The sequence below is a fragment of the Planctomycetota bacterium genome (assembly GCA_016125255.1).
In the GTDB taxonomy this organism is placed as follows: domain Bacteria; phylum Planctomycetota; class Phycisphaerae; order Phycisphaerales; family Zrk34; genus RI-421.
Genome location: WGMD01000020.1, coordinates 129550 through 146528 on the forward strand (window position 1 = coordinate 129550; position 16979 = coordinate 146528).

Annotated in this window: 15 protein-coding genes; 6 read left to right on the forward strand and 9 right to left on the reverse strand. The window is 63.6% G+C overall.

All coding sequences use genetic code 11. The features are described from left to right. Positions 1-573 precede the first annotated feature (573 nt). The 3 genes from GC162_14800 (at position 574) to GC162_14810 (ending at position 2490) form a co-directional block, all read left to right on the forward strand. Positions 574-1461 carry a 4-hydroxy-tetrahydrodipicolinate synthase gene (locus tag GC162_14800; GenBank protein ID MBI1369909.1) on the forward strand — a complete coding sequence of 296 codons (888 nt, stop codon included), beginning with the start codon at positions 574-576 and terminating at the stop codon, positions 1459-1461. Positions 1462-1611: 150 nt separating this feature from the next. Beyond that, positions 1612-2151 carry a sigma-70 family RNA polymerase sigma factor gene (locus GC162_14805; GenBank protein MBI1369910.1) on the forward strand — a complete coding sequence of 180 codons (540 nt, stop codon included), beginning with the start codon at positions 1612-1614 and terminating at the stop codon, positions 2149-2151. Between the two features lie 72 nt (positions 2152-2223). Continuing rightward, positions 2224-2490 (forward strand): 4Fe-4S dicluster domain-containing protein, encoded by a 267-nt coding sequence (locus GC162_14810; GenBank protein ID MBI1369911.1) that lies wholly within the window; start codon positions 2224-2226, stop codon positions 2488-2490. 179 nt (positions 2491-2669) lie between these two features. Here the strand turns inward: GC162_14810 and GC162_14815 are convergent, their stop codons facing one another. From GC162_14815 to argB, 5 genes are all read right to left on the reverse strand, one after another. Next, entirely contained in the window at positions 2670-3152 is a 483-nt protein-coding gene (locus tag GC162_14815) for a GNAT family N-acetyltransferase (protein MBI1369912.1), read from the reverse strand. Positions 3153-3182: 30 nt separating this feature from the next. Continuing rightward, on the reverse strand, positions 3183-3467 hold the full coding sequence (locus tag GC162_14820; GenBank protein ID MBI1369913.1) for a hypothetical protein: 285 nt from the start codon (positions 3465-3467) through the stop codon (positions 3183-3185). 13 nt (positions 3468-3480) lie between these two features. Further along, positions 3481-4383, reverse strand: a complete 903-nt coding sequence (locus GC162_14825) for a cupin domain-containing protein (protein ID MBI1369914.1) — start codon at positions 4381-4383, stop codon at positions 3481-3483. Positions 4384-4579: 196 nt separating this feature from the next. After that, positions 4580-5503 (reverse strand): ornithine carbamoyltransferase, encoded by a 924-nt coding sequence (gene argF, locus GC162_14830; protein ID MBI1369915.1) that lies wholly within the window; start codon positions 5501-5503, stop codon positions 4580-4582. 87 nt (positions 5504-5590) lie between these two features. Then, the gene (gene argB, locus GC162_14835) at positions 5591-6466 is read right to left on the reverse strand and encodes an acetylglutamate kinase (GenBank protein MBI1369916.1); all 876 of its coding nucleotides are present in this window, start codon (positions 6464-6466) and stop codon (positions 5591-5593) included. A 104-nt stretch (positions 6467-6570) separates the two neighbouring features. On the opposite strand from argB, the gene GC162_14840 reads away from it, so the two are divergent. Both GC162_14840 and GC162_14845 read left to right on the forward strand, forming a co-directional pair. Continuing rightward, positions 6571-7545, forward strand: a complete 975-nt coding sequence (locus tag GC162_14840; protein MBI1369917.1) for a hypothetical protein — start codon at positions 6571-6573, stop codon at positions 7543-7545. A 262-nt stretch (positions 7546-7807) separates the two neighbouring features. Beyond that, positions 7808-8845 carry a hypothetical protein gene (locus tag GC162_14845; GenBank protein MBI1369918.1) on the forward strand — a complete coding sequence of 346 codons (1038 nt, stop codon included), beginning with the start codon at positions 7808-7810 and terminating at the stop codon, positions 8843-8845. A gap of 143 nt (positions 8846-8988) precedes the next feature. On the opposite strand, the gene GC162_14850 is transcribed toward GC162_14845, so the two are convergent. The 4 genes from GC162_14850 to GC162_14865 all read right to left on the reverse strand — a co-directional run bounded on the left by GC162_14850 (position 8989) and on the right by GC162_14865 (position 12043). Further along, positions 8989-9543, reverse strand: a complete 555-nt coding sequence (locus GC162_14850; GenBank protein MBI1369919.1) for a hypothetical protein — start codon at positions 9541-9543, stop codon at positions 8989-8991. Between the two features lie 136 nt (positions 9544-9679). Beyond that, positions 9680-10192, reverse strand: a complete 513-nt coding sequence (purE, locus tag GC162_14855) for a 5-(carboxyamino)imidazole ribonucleotide mutase (GenBank protein MBI1369920.1) — start codon at positions 10190-10192, stop codon at positions 9680-9682. A gap of 93 nt (positions 10193-10285) precedes the next feature. Continuing rightward, complete coding sequence (locus GC162_14860) at positions 10286-11272, reverse strand: hypothetical protein (GenBank protein ID MBI1369921.1); 987 nt, start codon at positions 11270-11272, stop codon at positions 10286-10288. Between the two features lie 39 nt (positions 11273-11311). After that, a complete protein-coding gene (locus GC162_14865) occupies positions 11312-12043 on the reverse strand; it encodes a sigma-70 family RNA polymerase sigma factor (protein ID MBI1369922.1) in 732 nt (243 codons plus the stop codon). Positions 12044-12303: 260 nt separating this feature from the next. On the opposite strand from GC162_14865, the gene GC162_14870 reads away from it, so the two are divergent. Then, the gene (locus GC162_14870) at positions 12304-16923 is read left to right on the forward strand and encodes a PEP-CTERM sorting domain-containing protein (GenBank protein ID MBI1369923.1); all 4620 of its coding nucleotides are present in this window, start codon (positions 12304-12306) and stop codon (positions 16921-16923) included. Positions 16924-16979 lie beyond the last annotated feature (56 nt).

A 16979-nucleotide genomic window follows, 5' to 3' on the forward strand; every position in this document is an offset into this window, starting at 1 on the left:
ATTGGGGGCGGGGTGTGGGGTGGTGCGGCGTCGTCCCGGGCGGAGAGTGCACCTGTTCACGCATTAAGGGTATTGTTCGTCGTCGAGCCGAGTCGGACAAGTGACCCTAAAATTTTCCTTATGCGTTTTGGCCGGATCGGCGTGATTACCGATGATGGCACGATGCTATTCTACCATCGGGTCCAACGGCCGCAACCTCAAAATAATTGCCCCCGTTTTCCAACTTCCGCCCAGGTGATCCGACGCCCCACGCAAGTCGCACCCCGATCCTGCCGATACCGCTCGTGGAGGATGTTCCATGCCTGAACAAGTCATCCGCATCATGTGTCCGAACCTCAAGTGCCGCCGCATCCTCGGCGTGCCCCCCACCGCGCGCGGTAAAAACATCCGCTGCGGCAGCTGCGGGTCCAACGTCCGCGTCCCCGCCGCTCCCCCGGCCCCGGCGCCCGCTGAAACCGCAAAGACCGTCGAGTAACACGCGACTCGCTTTGCATCAACCCCCAGCTTGACTAAGATGGCCCGGCGACGCGCGCGCGTCGCCTTTTTCGCTGCGCTTCCCAAAGGGCCATCCCCATGTTCCAAGGCGCTTTCACCGCCATCGTCACTCCCTTCGCCAACGGTCAGCTCGACGAAGCACGACTCCGCGACAACGTCGAATTCCAGATCGCCGGCTCCATCGACGGGCTCGTCCCCGTCGGAACCACCGGCGAGTCCCCGACCCTGACTCACGCCGAGCATAACCGCGTCGTCGATGTCGTCATCGAAGCCGTCAACGGCCGCGTCCCCGTCATCGCCGGCACCGGCTCCAACTCCACCGCCGAAGCCCTCGAATCCACGCGCCACGCCGCCGACGCCGGCGCCGCCGCATCCCTCCAGGTCAATCCCTACTACAACAAGCCCACGCAGGAAGGCCTCTACCGTCACTTTGCCACCATCGCCGACGAAGTCGACCTGCCCATCGTCCTCTACAACATCCCCGGCCGATCCGCCGTCGCCCTGACGATTGGCACCATCCAGCGCCTCGCCAAGCACCCCAACATCGTCGCCATCAAGGAAGCGACCGGCTCCCTCGACCTCGCCTCCGAAATCTGCGCGACCACCGACCTGGCCGTCCTCTCCGGCGACGACTCGCTCACCTTGCCCCTCATGTCCGTCGGCGGCAAGGGCGTCATCTCCGTGGCGTCGAACATCATCCCCGACCGCGTCACCCGCATGGTCCACCTCGCCCTCGGCAACCAGTGGGCCGAAGCCCGAGCCGCCCACCTGGAAATGTTCGAACTCTTCAAGGGTCTCTTCGTCGAGACGAATCCCATCCCCGTCAAGACCGCCATGATGCTCATGGGCATGGACAGCGGCGAATTCCGCCTCCCCATGTGCGAACTCGCCCAGTCGAATCTCCCCGCCCTCGAAACATTGCTCCGCAAGCACCACGTCCTGACCACCACCCCCGCCACGCGCTGACCCATTTAGCGGCGGCGCTCGCCCCGCGCGGGAATTTCACATTCCCATTCCCCCTGTTTAGCGACGCCGCAACGCGGCGTGCTTCTTATTTCTTCGAGAACCCCGTTACACCCGCACCTCTCCCGCCATCAATAATCACAGAGGTGCCCCATGCTCCTGACCCGCCTCGACAATCCGGCCGCCGCCGCGCCCCGCGTGACGCCCTCCGTCCTTGTCTCGTCCGACAACGAGCGCATGGTCCGCCGCTACGTCGCCGCCCTCTGCCACCAGCCCCGCGATGTCGACGACCTGACGCAGGAAGTCTTCGTCCGCGCCCTGACCCGCATCAATTCAATCCACAGCCCCGACGCCGCCCCGCGCTATCTCCGCGGCGTCGCCCGCAAAGTCGTGCAGGAGCATTTCCGCTCGCGCACACGCAGTCAGCGTCATGTCGAACTGACCGCCGAAGCGGTCGCCGGCTCCGTCCGCACGCCCGCCGCGCTCTGCGCCGATCGCGATGCCCTCCGCGCTCTGCGCGACGCCATCGCCGCCTTGCCTATCGTCTCCCGCCGCATGCTCGAAATGCGCTATCACGATGATCGATCCGCCGCGCAGATCGCCGCCGCACTCGACATCGATCACGCCGCCGTCCGCATGAGTCTCATGCGCATCCGCCAGCGCCTCCGCCGCGCCATCGGCCCGCATCTCTGACAACCTGACCCGACCCAGCGTCCCCAACCTCCGTGCGCGATCGCCGCGCGACCATCATGGAGTTCACAAATCATGGCTTTCGTCATTACCGACAAATGTGTCGGCGTCAAAGACGCCGGATGCGTCAGCGTCTGCCCCAGCGACTGCATCGCCCCGCGTCCCCACGACCCCGACTTCCCTGCCGCGACCCAACTGTACATCGACCCCCACGATTGCATCGACTGCGGCCTGTGCGTCGACGAATGCCCAGCCCGCGCCATCTTCGCCGAATCCGACCTCACCGGCGACGACCGCCGCTTCATCGCCCTCAACGCCGCCCACTTCAAGCGCCAACCCTGACCCCCCGTTTTGCATTATCGCATTACCCCGTGTAGAGCGGTATCGCAAATCAAATCGCGTTCCAAACGAGCCGCGACCGTGAGGGAGCGGTCAAGGAACATGATTGGATGCGGGTTCGACCGCTCGCTGACGCGCGCGGCTCGTTGAAGACGTGCAGCTACGCATTTATTGAAACTGCTTTAGGGCGTCCATGCATACCGTCGTTTCGTGCGGGAGCCCCGCTGGTAATGCGGGTCGTTGACCGGCACCGCGACCTCGTCCATGAATCGTGCGCCGAGTCGTTCGATGGTCCGCCGCGACGCGGCATTGTCTGGGTCGCACGTGACGATGACGGTTTCGTAGATCGATCGAACAAACGGCCCGATCGCCCGGCAGGCGGCATACGCATAACCCCGCCCGCGAAAACGCTCCGCGATCTCAAACCCGATATGCCCGGCACAAAGACGCACATGCTCCGTCTCCCCCACACGAAAGTTGATATGCCCCGCATCCGAACCGTCCGCCGCGATGATGCGAAAATGAAAAGACGGCACCAACCCCCGCGCCGCCTCACCGGGCACCACACGACTGAACCGCACCGTCACCTCGCCGAACGCCAACGATTCCGGCGGCAAGGGAAGCGACTCGATTTGTGTCGGATCGGTCATGAAACTCACGCCCATCCTTCTGTCGGTCCATGATCGCCTCAGCCGTCAATATCCCGTTTCTTCCGCAACAAGTTCGCCATCGCAGAAGACTCGATACGATTGAGGACGAAGACCCGCGAAGAACACCGGGCGCGACTTTTCGATGACCAGTGTGTGTCCGTCGAATTCGACGTGCCAGATGCGCTTGCATGAGAATGAAAAGTGTGTTCCCAGATTGTATGGACTTTGCAACGGGACGCGGACGCCGTCGACCGTGACCACGGCGCGGCCGGTAAACCAATGGCGTGAGAACTCGACGCACTTGCCGGAAATGGTCACATTGAATTTCATACCGTTTCCGATCTCACCCCGGCTTCACCCACGACATCCCGTTCCGCTCCGCCGCGGCCATCATGCGCTGGATCATGGCATCGTTGATCTCCGGCAATGCGGCGTTGCGGTCGGTCGTCGGCGTGAACGATTCTTCGAAGAACTGCTGCATGCCCGTCGGGCCGGCGGGGGAGATGATCACGATCGCACGGGCGGGGACCGTTTCTTCGTTCTTGATCGAATGCACCGTGCCGCGCGGAATGTGGATGAAGTCCCCCTGTTTGGCGCGAATCGTCCGTCCCCCCGCGGTGAACGTCGCCCCGCCTTCGAGCATGTAAAACGTCTCGTCCTCAAAATGATGCACATGCGGCGGCGGCCCGCCCCCCGGCGCGATCACCCCCTCCACAATGAAACAACTCCCATGCGTTTCCAACCCCGTCGCCAAAAACGTCACCCGATCCGCCGGCCCGCAATACATCGGCCCCGTCCCCGCGGGCACATACTTGACCGGCTCCGGATTCGACATGATGCAATGCCCTCCGATTGAGTTGAGTAGCGCCGCGATACAGGTCCGCCCCGGCCGGACACGATTTGCATGATGATACTCAAACCCCGTCGATGATCCATCGCGCGACGGGCGCGGGGCAACGGCGCTGGGGTGAGGTGACGGGCGGCGGCGCGGCATCCGGTTTATCCATTCCGCGCATCGGCCCGAACCGGCCCGGAACGGGTCGGCGATATAGCCGACCCCTTTGGGGTCGGGGTTGGGGCATTGGGTTGAACGGGGGGCGCGATGCGGAAGTGGGTATCCGGGGGCGGGGATTTTGTCGGATTTCGCACGGGGGTGTCGCGGATCGCGCATGCGGGAGGCAAATCTGCCCGCTGTGTGCGCATGGGTTTTTGTAAGTCGAGGAAATGCGTCGCACAGGCGTGACATGGCGCGATTTGACTGTGCGCATGGGCGCGCCCGTGCGCGCGGGAAGTCGCGTGGGGCGGCGATTTTGTGGGATTTTGAGGGCGGAAACGGGGGCGCACAGGGCGGGCGAAAATCGGAGTGGGGCGCGCGCCGGTGCGCGGGGGAGAAGCCCCGCTCCGCTGAAGCGGGGCGGGCCGGGTGGAGAATTGAGTAGGGGTCAAAGACCCGCGAGGAGGACGGCGAGGAGGCCCTTTTGGGCGTGGAGCCGGTTGTGGGCTTGGGGGAAAACGCGGGAGGGGGGGCCGTCCATGGCGGCGTCGGTGATCTCGATGCCCCGGTAGGCGGGGAGGCAGTGCAGGACGACGGCGTGCGGGGCGGCGGCGGCGATGAGCTGATTGTTGATCTGATAGGGGGCGAACACCTTGAGCCGCGCGGCTTTCTCCTCCTCCTGACCCATCGACACGAACGTATCGGCGTAGAGGGCGTCGGCGCCCTTGGCGGCTTGGAAGGGGTCTTCGGTGACGATGAGTTTGCCGCCGGCGGCCTGGCGTTCGATGCGTGCGATCGCAGCGTCGGAGAAGGAGTAATCGCGCGGGGCGGCGAGCGTGAAGTTCACGCCGAGTTTGACGCATAGTTCAGCCAGACTCAGCGCGACATTGTTGCCATCGCCGACGAACGCCACCGTGCGGCCGGCGAGGTCCGGGCCGAATTCGTCGATGAGCGTCATGACGTCGGCGAGGGCCTGACACGGATGCGAATCATCGGAGAGGGCATTGATGACGGGCACGCTCGCGTGCTCCGCCATGCTCAGCAGTTTCGCGTGCTCGGCGACGCGCGCCATGATGGCGTGCACCATGCCGCTCAGGACGCGCGCCACATCCTCGGGGCTCTCCCGCTTGCCGAGGCCGATCTCCTGATTGGACAGCGGCACGGCGTGCCCGCCGAGTTCGGTGACGGCCAGCTCGAAGCTCACGCGCGTGCGCAAGCTGGGCTTTTCGAAGATCATCGCCATCGACTTGCCGCGCAGGAGCGGATCGTTGACGCCCGCCTCCGCCCGCTGCTTGCGCAGCTTCACCCCGACGTCCAGCACGTGCTGGAGCCACTGCGGCGAATGGTCGGCGATGTCGATGAAATGAGTCATGAGCAGCTTTCAGCAGTCAGCGTTCAGTCATCAGCGGATAAGGCATTCAAGCGACAACGCTGAATGCTGACCGCTGATGCCTGGCGGCTATTCCAATACGATTTCGGTTCCGATGCCCGTGCGGGAGAAGATTTCCAGCAGGAGCGAATGCGGGATGCGGCCGTCGACGATGTGCACCTTCTTGACGCCGCCGGCGAGCGCGGTGAACGCCGCCTCTACCTTCGGGAGCATGCCCGCGGAGATGATGCCTTTCTCGACCAGCTCTTCGATCTGCGCCTTGGTCAGATGGCTCACCAGCGTGTCGGCCCCTTCGCCGGTGCGGATGCCGTGCGTGTCGGACACAAGCACGAGCTTCTCGGCTCCGAGCGAACCGGCGATCTTCCCGGCGGCGGAGTCGGCGTTAATGTTCAATTTCCCGCCCGCACTGTCGCGCGCGATCGGAGCGATCACCGGAATGTACTCGGAGGCGATGAGCACCTTGAGCAGATTCGTGTTGACCGAATCGACTTCGCCGACGTAGCCCACGTCGATCTTGCGATTGTCCTCGCCCTTGAGGTAGAGCCGCTTGCCGAAGATCACGCAGCTCGCCAAGCTGTGCAGCGGCATGGCCAGATGTTCGTAGGCATTGATCTGATCGACGATGAACTTGTTGACGTCGTTGATGAGTACATGCTCGGCGATCGTCAGCGTGCGCTCGTCGGTGTAGCGACGGCCCTGCACGAACTGCGCTTCCAATCCCTCCGCCGCCATCGCCTGATTGATCGCCTTGCCGCCGCCATGCACGACGACCGGGCGCATGCCCACCGCGTCCATGAAGCACACGTCACGGATGAGCCCCTTGAGCGCTTCGGGGTCGTCCATGATCGATCCGCCGACTTTGACGACAATCGTGGCGTTCTCGAACTGGCGGATGTACTGATGCGCTTCGATCAGCACCGCGGCTTTCTGAATGGCTTCTTCCATGACCGGCTGTCCCATAGCGAGCATCCCAAGGGGGAAAAACGCACATGATACCGGCTTGCCCGCGCGTTTGCCAACCGCTGGCCGTTCGCACACAATGCCGGGCTATGCAACACACACCGATTCGCTTCATCGTGGCGCTTGCCGCCGTGCTGTTCCTTCACACCGTCGCCTTCGCGCAGTCCAATGCCGCGCTGATGATCAAGCCGTGGACCGAGGGTCAGGCCGGCTCCGTCAACGCCCAGTTCGTCTATCAGGGCAGCAGCCACACGCGCGACGCCGCCCGCAACGACTTCTCCCTCCAGCGCTACGAAGCGACCGGCCGATTCCGCTTCAACACCACCGATGAGCACAGCCCCGCCGTCGGGTTCAACATCCTTCAGTACCAGCTCGACTCGCCCGACCCGCGCCTGCCCGAGCGGCTCTCCGATCAGTCCTTCGCCGTCGGCTTCGGCGTCGGCAAATATGAAGACTGGGAATTCGGCCTCACCGCCGGCGTCGGCTTCGCCGGTGACAATCCCTACGGCGACAGCAACGGCTTCTACGCCAAGGCCGACTTCATCGCCTCCCGCAAGATCAACGCCGACGAATCGCTTCAACTCTTCCTCAACTACAACGGCAATCGCACCTTCCTCCCCGATGTCCCCTTGCCGGGCGTCGCCTTCAACCACCGCGTCAGCGACGAACTGACCTACACCGCCGGTCTGCCGTTCAGCTCCATCAAATGGCAGCCCGGCGCCGGTCCGTGGACCCTCCGAGCGTCGTACGCCATTCCTTTCACCGTCGACGCCGCCGTCGAATATGCGGTGACGGACACGCTGTCGCTTCAGGCCTCATTCCACAACGACTTCAACGCCTTCCACATCGACCGCACCGACGACCACACGCGCCTGTTCTTCGAGCAGCGCCGCATCGAGGCCGGCCTCCGCTGGACCGCCTGCCGCAACTGCACCCTCGACCTCGCCGCCGGCTACGCCTTCAGCCAGAAATTCTCCACCGGCTTCGACTCCCGCGACCTGGACACGCTTTTGAAAGTATCGAACGCCCCGTATGCACGCGTGGGCATCGATCTTTGGTTTTGATGATTTGAAGCACGGAGACACGAGCTTTCTTACGAGCCGCGACCGTCAGGGAGCGGTCAGGGAATGATGTTTGGACGTGGGTTGGACCGCTTGCTGACGCGCGCGGCTCGTGATACATGGCACCCATCACCTGGTTGTCTGCCCTCCGTGGCTCCCCGTGGTGAATCTGTTTCTCTTTTCGTTGTGGCGTGGTGAGCTTGGGCGGATTATGCTTTAGTAGCTACTGACCCGCCAGGTTGGTTTTTCGGGAAGAGCTTTCGTCATGCAGCAATGGGCCGTTGAACGGACGTCGAGGCGTCGCCGCATTCGTTTGTCGTGCGCAGTGGTGCTGTTGTCGTTGTGCGGTGCTTTGGGGGCGGCGCCGACGGAGCCGGTGGTGACGCCGGCGGAGCGGACGGAGGCAATGAAGCTCGCTTACGACTATCGCAAGGCGCGGACGGATGAGGAACGCTCGGAGCTGGTCGCGAAGGCGGCGGGTTCGACGGCGATGGCGAAAGAGCGCGTGCTCGAACAGGTGCATGTGCTCATCGGGCGCGATCGGGAGCGGTATCAGACGATGATGCTGCGGGCGACGCAGATGGCAGCGGCGAAGATGAAGAGCGGCGCCGACGCCAACGATCTGAATCAGCAGCGCGAGGCGATCGACAAGGTGATCGCGGCGCCGACGAAGGAAGCGGTGCACGACACGGCGGACCCGGCGCTGGCGAAACTGCGGACGGCGCTGGTGCCGGCGACGAGCGACATCCTGGCGGCGGATCAACGCATCGCCGAGGTGCGACAGTCGCTGGAGGTCTACGCGGAGCAGGCGGCGAAGCTGGGCGATGCGCCGGTGGAGCGGACGCTGTCGAATCTGGATCAGGCGGTGATCATCGCGGCGCTGGGAACAGCGCAGGATCGCGCGGCGGTGGCGGCGAATACGAAGCTTTACGATGAGCTGGACCCCGAAGAAGTCGCGGGATTTTTGGAGCTGGATTTGATCCGCGTGCTGTTGAAGCGGCCGGTGCAGGTGATCGACCCGAAGCTGGTCGGGGCGGCGCGTGGGCACAGCCGGGAGATGGTGGAGAAGGGGTATTTCTCGCATGAATCGCCGACGGCGGGGCTGGTGTCGCCCTGGGATCGGGCCAAGCGGGCGGGCACGAGCGCAAACGCGGAGAACATCGCGGCGGGGACGAACTCGGGCGTCGGGGCGATTCAGATGTGGTGGCACAGCCCGGGGCATCTGACGAACATGATGGCGAACCACCGGCGCGCTGGGCTCGGTAAATCGAGTCAGACTTGGACGCAAATGTTTGGGGATTGAGGCGTCATGCTCCCCGCCCTTGAGGGCGGGGCTGGGGGCGGGTGAGGCGCGTCAGATCGTGCAGGTTTCGTTTCGATGCGGGTGCGGGCCGGGGCTGATGCGGTTCACCCCCACCCAACCCTCCCCCTCGAAGAGGGAGGGCTTCAATCATCGTCATCATCTTCGAGGCCGAATTCTTTGAGCCAGCGGTCGGTTTCGGTGTCGAGGTCGGCGGGTGGGGGTTCGTGGCCGGTGAGGCCGAATTTTTTCATCCAGGCGTCGGGGTCGTTGGGCATAGGCGGGCGCGGTTTGGCGTGCTGCTGATGCTCATAGCGCGCGAAGGCGCGGGCGAGTTGATTGAGGAAGGTTTCGCACGACAGCACGCGGGCACGGCGGCGTTTTGCGGCGCGCTGAATGCGATGATCATTGGACACGACGGTCAGTTTGCGCGGGGACGTGTCGGCGTCGATGAGGCGCTCGATGACGTCGTCGGCTTCTTCGGATTTGCCGGAGTGGAGCAACTCGGCCCGGCCGATGTCGCACAGGGCCAGATCTTCGTCGGGTTTGGGATTGCCGTCGCAGACGACGATGAGGCGGCCGGGGTCGAAGTTGGAACGGTCGAGCATGGCGGCGAGCTGGAGGGCGTTGATCGACGCGTAGCGCTCCGGGAGCACGTGCGAACAGTGCAGCACGTTGTAGGCGTCGAGGATGAGGGACATGAAGGGAGAGGGGGGTTGGGGGTTAGGGGTTGGAGATCAGGGGGTAAGGATAACATGCATGGGAAAAGCACGCCCCGCTGAAGCGGGGCGTGCCGAGGGGGCGCTGGTGTTTTGCTGATCCTTGAACTCCGAGCCCTTATTTGATTGAGGCGCGGAGTTTGGCGTCCTTGGCCTCGACCTGTTCGGTTTGGCCGGCGCGCCAGGCGGTGACTTTTTTGGCGAGGTTGGGGTCGGTGAGGGCGATGATCTGAGCGGCGAGGACGGCGGCGTTTTTCGCGCCGGCGGAGCCGACGCCGACGGTGGCGACGGGGACTCCGGGGGGCATCTGCACGGTGGAGAGCAGGGCGTCGAGTCCGTCCATGACGCCGCCTTTCATGGGCACGCCGATGGTGGGGCAGTGGGCATGCGCGGCGACGACGCCGGCGAGGTGGGCGGCCATGCCTGCGGCGCAGATGAACACCTTGACCCCGCGGCCGGGGGCGTCTTCGACGATCTTGAGCACCTTGGCGGGGGTGCGATGCGCGGACGCGACATGCACGTCATGCGCGATGCCCAGTTCGCTCAGCAGTTCGTGACACTTGCTCATGGCTTCCCAGTCGCTGTCGGACCCCATGAGAATGATGGCTTGGACGGGTTTGGCGTCGCTCATTGCGGTGACTCCTTTGAAGAAGGGGATGATAGCAGTGAGCGAGACCGCCGCAAGCGGCGTCGCTAAACGTGGCGAAGGGATAATAAATTGAAGTTACGGCACGAGGAACGAATCGTCGACGCTGGTCGGACCTTCGAGGCCGGTGTAGTTGTCGAAGCCCTCGTCGCCGGCGTGGAAGATGTTGTCGTCGTTGGCGAGGTGGGGGTTGTCGAGCCAGGTGACTTGGCCGTTGGTCATGAGCACGTTCTGTCCGCCGTCGGCGCCGTGGTTGAAACTGCTGGTGTCACGGGCGAGGCCCATGCGGTAGTGGCCGGTTTCGAAGAAGGGGTTTTTGTCGGCGAGGATGGCGATCAGCGGACCGCCTTCGAGACTGGCTTTGTTGCGGGAATACTGATTCTGAAAGCTGAAGCTGGCGGAGGCGAACGTGGGCCAGTCGCGGGCGTCAGTGGGCAGCGACTCGGGCGCTTCGGGATTCTCTGAGCAACTGAGCAATTTGAGCGTGACATATCCGTCGCGCACCGCCACGAACAGATGCGCCGAGTTCGACAGCGCATTGCCCTGTTCATCGAACTGGTTGGTCAGCCACCAAGGCGACCCGAGCCGCGACTTCGTGGCCGGCATCGACCCGCGATTGTCGGCGGCGTAGCTGATGAGCCCCATGCCCGCCCCGGCGAGATTCGCCTGACAGGCGACCTGCCGCGCGGTCGATCGGACGCTCGACAGCATGGGCCAAAGCAGCGACACGCCGATGAGGAACATCGCGGCGGTGGCGACGAGTTCGCGCATGTCCACGCGCAGCGGACCGAACCCGCCGCCGGACCCGGTCAGATGATCGATCTGCTGCGAGAGGGCTTCCTGGCGGCGAGTGGACTCGATAAGCTCGAGCGTTCGCGGAACGAGCAGGTCGCCGGTCGAAGGGGTGGGCAGATGGTCGAGCAGGCCGAGCAGTTCCATGATCCGGTGCGCCCGATCGTGATGAATTTCGTCGAGGGCGCCGAGATCGAAGCCGCTGTCGATGAGCGCGTCGAGGACGGTCTGGTCCTGTGGACTGAGCGTGTCAGAGTATGGAAGGTCCGTCATGGCCGAAAATCCGATCGTTGGGCACAACACCAAAAAGTGTTACGACGTTTGTTCTTCCCGATGCTCCTGCTGCCAGGTCTTAGCAAACGTCGCGACTGCCGTATGCAGGCGGCTCTTGACGGTTCCGAGCGGGATCGACAAGGCGTCTGCGATTTCGTTGTACGACAGTTTCTGGAAATACGAGAGAAGCAAAATTTCCCTCAGATGCTCAGGCATCCGAGCAATAGTACGCTGCACCTGCTGCTGGAGTTCGCCCGCCTGAAGATTTTCATCGGGCATGGGCAGGTCGGATTTGAGCAGGTCCACGAAGCTGCCCGCTTCGCCGTCGCTGCTCATCGGGGCGTCGAGCGGCGCGGCCGGCCGGCGACCCTTTTTCCGCATGTAATCGCGGGCTTTATTGGCCGCGATCGTAAAGAGCCACGGCTTGAACCGCCGCTCCGGATCGAACGACTCGGCGGACAGGTGCACCTGCAGGAAGGATTCCTGAAAAATGTCCTCCGCCGCGGATCGATCGCCCATGAACCGCGCCAGAAAATGGAACAATTCGTTGCGGTAGCGCTCGATGAGCACCTCGAAAACCTCGTGCTGACCGCGCTGGTACAGCTCGATGAGCTGCTCATCCGTCATATCCTGCGGATCTTGCGTGTTTTTGGTCGAAGCGGAACGGCTCATGCGGATCCTGGTTTGGTTCAGGCCGCTGATTATACGACCATGCGCGCGTGCCACAACGCCGGCCATACCGCCACCAAGATGTCCAGTTCTCGTACCCATCTCGCTGATCCTTCATACGCTTGGATGCCCGGTCCGGTTCGAATGTTTCACCCGCAAGTTCCCATCCCTCGTTTTTGACCCAAAATTTGCATTTTGTTTGCAACATTTCGATTGACGCCTCGAACGGCGGTTCGGTACACTCCGGTAGTCATTTTCGCCGAGGTATCGCTGTGGATTCCGGGATCCCTCGTGATTGTGATCGGTCTTGAACGACGCCCGCCGGGCGCGCGTGGAGGTCTGTCGTGATGCGTAAGTGCCTCATGAGCGACTTGCTGATGTCGCTGCTATTGATCATCGGGGCCATGCCTGCCGGGGCGCAGACCAACGATACATGGAAGGCGGACGCCGGCGGCGACTGGTCCGATCTGGCCAACTGGCTCAACGGCATGCCGCCCAACGACGGCGGCGTCGCCACGTTTCCCGATGTGCTCAGCAACATCGCCAACATCAACCTCGACATCCCCGTCGAACTGTCCGGCCTCGTCTTCGACAGCGCCTACACCATCAACCTCAATCCCACGACCGGATCGCTGACGTTCGCGAACGGCGTCGACACCGCCACGATCGACAACACGCATGGCGCACACGCGCTCGGTGCGTTCACACTCAACTCCAACCTCGCCATCAACAACACCAGCGAAACGCTCACGTTCGGCGGCGTCATCTCCGGGCCCGGGGGCCTGATCAACAACAGCGGCTTCACCGTCCTGAACGCCAACAATACCTACGCCGGTCAAACCGTCATCCAGGGCGGCCGCATCGATGTCGCCACCGACGCTGGTCTCGGCGCCGGAACCGACACCGAAGCGGACGGCACGATCGTCAAATCCGGCGGTGTGCTGCGACTGGGGCCCGGCGTCGACATGACGCATGAGATGCTCATCCTCGAAAACGGCGGCGAACTGAGCTCCACCACCGGCTCCGGCACCGAAAACGTCTTCACCAACGAAATCAAGCTCGTCGGCTCCGGCGTCATCAATCCGCAGGGCACGCGCAGTCTGCTCTTCAAGGGCGTCATCTCCGGCGACGGCGATCTGATCATCAAACGCGCCAACTATGGAATCTTCTTCAACGACAACACCTACACCGGCAAAACCACGCTCTCGAACGTCAATCTCACCGTCCTGACTTCCAACGGTCTGGGCACCACGGACCAAGGCACGGAACTCATCAGCGGATACCTGTTTCAGGAAGTGCACACCGATGAGGATTTCACCGTCCACGCCCGCGGGACGCTCATGCTCGGCGGGTCGGACACGCCCTACACGAACGAACTGATCTTCTTCGGCGGCACACTCGGCGGAGATCGGCCGCCTTCGTCGCCGAATCTGGTCGACATTCAGTCGCAGGTCCACGCCATCGGCGCGATCACGCTCAACAACGTCAATTCCGGCGGCGTCACCACTCAAATCTCCGGCGGACTCGATGTGCAGGGCGATCTGATCCGCCTCGGGGCCAACGGGCAGATCATCCTCAACAGCGCCGCGACGATCTCCGGAAACGTCGACGTCGGCGGCGACCTGACCGTTCGCCACGCCTACGACGCGCCCGGCGCGCTGACCATCCTCGGCGGCTTCGCGCGGTTCGAAGTCGACCAGTCGGTGGCGGATTTGCGGATCACGTTCAACTCGACCTACTACCTCAGTTCCGCGGACCTGCCTGAATTGCAGACGGGCAACGGCGCGGTACTGACGGTGCTGGCGCCGGAGATCGAGCTTGAGACGGCGATCGACATCGACGCGGACATCGCCGGCGTGCAGGTGATTCATAAGCGCAGCGGCAATCGTCTCGTCGCCTCGAACATCGGCGCATCCAACGACGCCCGCATCGACGTCGAAGCCGGGCAGTACAACGTGGCGGGGGCGACGGGTCTGGGCTCGACCGTCGGCGAAACCTTTGTGGTGGGCAATCTCGGTGACGTGGCGATCAACGCCGGCGTCAGCACCGCCGAGAACTTCCATATCGAAAACGCAAACGGACTGGGTCTGGCCGGCGCCCTGCGCGGGTTCAGCAACGGCGCGACGGTCACGGGCAACATCGAACTGGGCGACGGCGCCACCGTCGGCGCCGGACTCACCATCGCCGGCACCATCAGCGGCGGCACGCTCGAATTCTCGTCCCACGACACACGCACTTTTACCTTCGTCGACGCCCTGATCGCTTCCTCCGGCCACACCTACACCGGCCTGACCCGACTCAACGCGGTGAACCTCTTTCTGATCAACAACGGCGCGCTGGCGTCGACCGCGGGTGTCTTCGTCGGACGCAATTCGCTGTTCGTTCTCGATAACAGCGGGACGGCGAATCTGACGGATCGCCTGGCCGACGACGTGCCTGTTCAGATGGCGTTCGGAACGCTGGAAATCCGCTCGGCCGTGGGCGGATCGAGTTCTGAAACGATCGGCGAAGTCGATCTGCTTCAAAGCAGAAATACGATCAAGGCCACGCTCAGCGGCGGCGGAACCGGCGCCGACCTGACCCTCGGCAACCTCGTGCGATCCGCCGGCGCGACGGCCGACTTCCGCACGACCCCCGCTTCCGGCGCACGCATATTCCTGCCCGGCGTGACGCTCAACGACGGGCTCGTCGGCGGATGGGCCGTCGTCTCCGACAAGAAGGACTTCGCCACGCTGACCGCCAACGGCGTCGAACCGCTCAGCACGACCGGCCGGGCGTCGCAGATCAATGGTGCCGCCGCCGACGCCAACGTCCGCACGACCGTCGCCCTCAATCCGCTCACCGCCGATCAATCGATCAACTCGCTTGTCGTCGATTCCACCAGCGCGATCGATGTGGACCTCGGCGGGCATCTGCTCAACGTCGCCTCCGGCGGCATCCTCAACGCCGGCACGGGTTCGCCGAACCATTCCTACTTCAACGGCTCGCTGACCGCCGGCGGAAGCACGCCCGACGCCGAACTCTTCATTCATGCCAATGTCGTCAAACTGAACATCGCCGCGAACATCGTCGACAACCCCGGCGGAGCCGTGGCGCTGGTGGCGGGCGGGTCGGGCACCGTCAAACTGTCCGGGACGAACACCTACACCGGCGCGACCTACGTCAACACCACGCTCGAAATCGCCAACATCAACGCCATCGCCCCCGGCAGTCCGCTTTATCTGGCCGGGACGTACAAGGTGCTCGACACGGGCGGCGGGGTCCTGCCGCTTGATGAAGTGCATCTGATTGGCGGTACATTTTCCTCCGCCAGCGGAACCTGGAAGTACGATCCGCAGGGCCTCATCGCCGAGTCCGGCACACTGGCGGTCGCGCTGACCGGCAACGCGGACATCATCAAAACCACGCGCGGCCGGCTCCTCATCAGCGGCGTCAACACCAGCTACTCCGGCAACATCGATGTGCAGGAAGGCATTCTCTCCGTCGGCGGGACTGCGGTGCTGGGCTCCGGTGTCACGACGATCCACGACGGCGCGCAGCTTAACCTGTACAGCTCCACCGCCGGGGGCAACATCGACCTCGCCGGCGGCATCGTCTATCTGCAGAACACCGGCCTGTCATGGTCCGGCTCGCTTCACGTCAGCGCCGAATCGACCTTCGTCGGCTACCAGCCCGATGTTTATCCCATGCGCATCGCGGCGACGAATCTGCTGGCGAATCTGAGCGGCGACGGAAACCTGCACATCGACGCGCTGACCGGCACCGTCTCCCTCAAGGGCGACAACGCCGACTACACCGGCGCGATGATCGTCGAGAGCGGCACGCTGATCAATGCGTCGCTTGACACGGGCATGGGCTCGATCGTGGTCAAACACGGCGGGGCGTATCAGGAAACGGCAGCAACAAGCCGCGTGATCCATCTTGACGGCGGCGTGGCGTCGGGGTCGGCGATGAGTTCGCATGTGGTGGCCGAAGCGGGTGCGGGTTTAGGCGTGCAAACCTTCACCGGCACGCTGGACATCAATGACGGCGTGCAACTGCTCACCTATAACACGATCAACGAAACCATCAGCGGGCGCGTCAATGTGCGGGGTCACACCGCGATGCGCGGTTTGTCGACGACCGTGACGCTCAATGGTCTGATCGCCTCCGATGCGCCGGACGCCGTGCTGGATCTGCGCGTCAGCGATGTATTCAGTCTCTCAGCCAGCTACCTCGTGCATGACGGACAGAGCTTGACGATCCTGCGCGACGGGCAGACCGCCACGCTGGCCGTCAGCGGCGCCGGCAAGTCCGTCGGCGGCGCCGGTGCGATTCACGACAGCGTCGCCTTGAAAAACAATGCGGCGCTCAATCCCGGCAATTCTCCCGGAACGCTCATGATCGACGGCGCCCTGACGATGGACACAACCGTCACGACCACGATGGAGTTCGCCGCCGACGGAGCGCATGACCGGGTCGACGTGTCTGGCGACGTGGCTCTCGCCGGTCACCTGAATCTGCTGCTCGACGCCGACTTTTCGCCCGTCGCCGGCCAGGTCTTCCCGCTGCTGACATACGAAGGAAATCGCACGGGTCGCTTCACGTTCGCCACCGGCCCGGGGCTGATCGATCAACTGGCGATGCTGCTGCTTTACGACGACGACCCCGGCGGCGTGACGGGCGAAGTGGTCGCCCGGGCGACGCTGCTCGGCGACGCGAACGTCGATGGCAAGGTCGACATCAGCGATCTGGTCCTGCTCGCCAAAAATTTCGGCGCTCTCGGCTCGATGGACTGGTTCGATGGCGATTTCAACTTCGACGGCACTGTCGACATCAGCGACCTCGTCCTGCTGTCCAAGAACTTCGATCTGACGGATCCCCCGGCCGCGTCGTTGATGATCTCGGTCGGCAATGTGCCCGAGCCCGCCACGCTGGGGCTTTTATTCGCCGGTCTGGCGAGCATGGGGCGATCTGCGCGGCGACAGGTTCGGCGCAAATAGATAGGAAGACAGCGAACGAGGAGTCGTCATGATGTCCATGTCATTCCGGGCGCGAT

Coding starts and splice junctions, on each gene's coding strand:
- GC162_14845 (MBI1369918.1), top strand. CDS start 7,808: ATGCAGCAATGGGCCGTTGAACGGACGTCGAGGCGTCGCCGCATTCGT.
- GC162_14870 (MBI1369923.1), top strand. CDS start 12,304: ATGAGCGACTTGCTGATGTCGCTGCTATTGATCATCGGGGCCATGCCT.
- GC162_14810 (MBI1369911.1), top strand. CDS start 2,224: ATGGCTTTCGTCATTACCGACAAATGTGTCGGCGTCAAAGACGCCGGA.
- GC162_14840 (MBI1369917.1), top strand. CDS start 6,571: ATGCAACACACACCGATTCGCTTCATCGTGGCGCTTGCCGCCGTGCTG.
- argB (MBI1369916.1), bottom strand. CDS start 6,466: ATGGAAGAAGCCATTCAGAAAGCCGCGGTGCTGATCGAAGCGCATCAG.
- purE (MBI1369920.1), bottom strand. CDS start 10,192: ATGAGCGACGCCAAACCCGTCCAAGCCATCATTCTCATGGGGTCCGAC.
- GC162_14815 (MBI1369912.1), bottom strand. CDS start 3,152: ATGGGCGTGAGTTTCATGACCGATCCGACACAAATCGAGTCGCTTCCC.
- GC162_14805 (MBI1369910.1), top strand. CDS start 1,612: ATGCTCCTGACCCGCCTCGACAATCCGGCCGCCGCCGCGCCCCGCGTG.
- GC162_14800 (MBI1369909.1), top strand. CDS start 574: ATGTTCCAAGGCGCTTTCACCGCCATCGTCACTCCCTTCGCCAACGGT.
- GC162_14865 (MBI1369922.1), bottom strand. CDS start 12,043: ATGGGTACGAGAACTGGACATCTTGGTGGCGGTATGGCCGGCGTTGTG.
- GC162_14850 (MBI1369919.1), bottom strand. CDS start 9,543: ATGTCCCTCATCCTCGACGCCTACAACGTGCTGCACTGTTCGCACGTG.
- GC162_14860 (MBI1369921.1), bottom strand. CDS start 11,272: ATGACGGACCTTCCATACTCTGACACGCTCAGTCCACAGGACCAGACC.
- GC162_14825 (MBI1369914.1), bottom strand. CDS start 4,383: ATGTCACGCCTGTGCGACGCATTTCCTCGACTTACAAAAACCCATGCG.
- argF (MBI1369915.1), bottom strand. CDS start 5,503: ATGACTCATTTCATCGACATCGCCGACCATTCGCCGCAGTGGCTCCAG.
- GC162_14820 (MBI1369913.1), bottom strand. CDS start 3,467: ATGAAATTCAATGTGACCATTTCCGGCAAGTGCGTCGAGTTCTCACGC.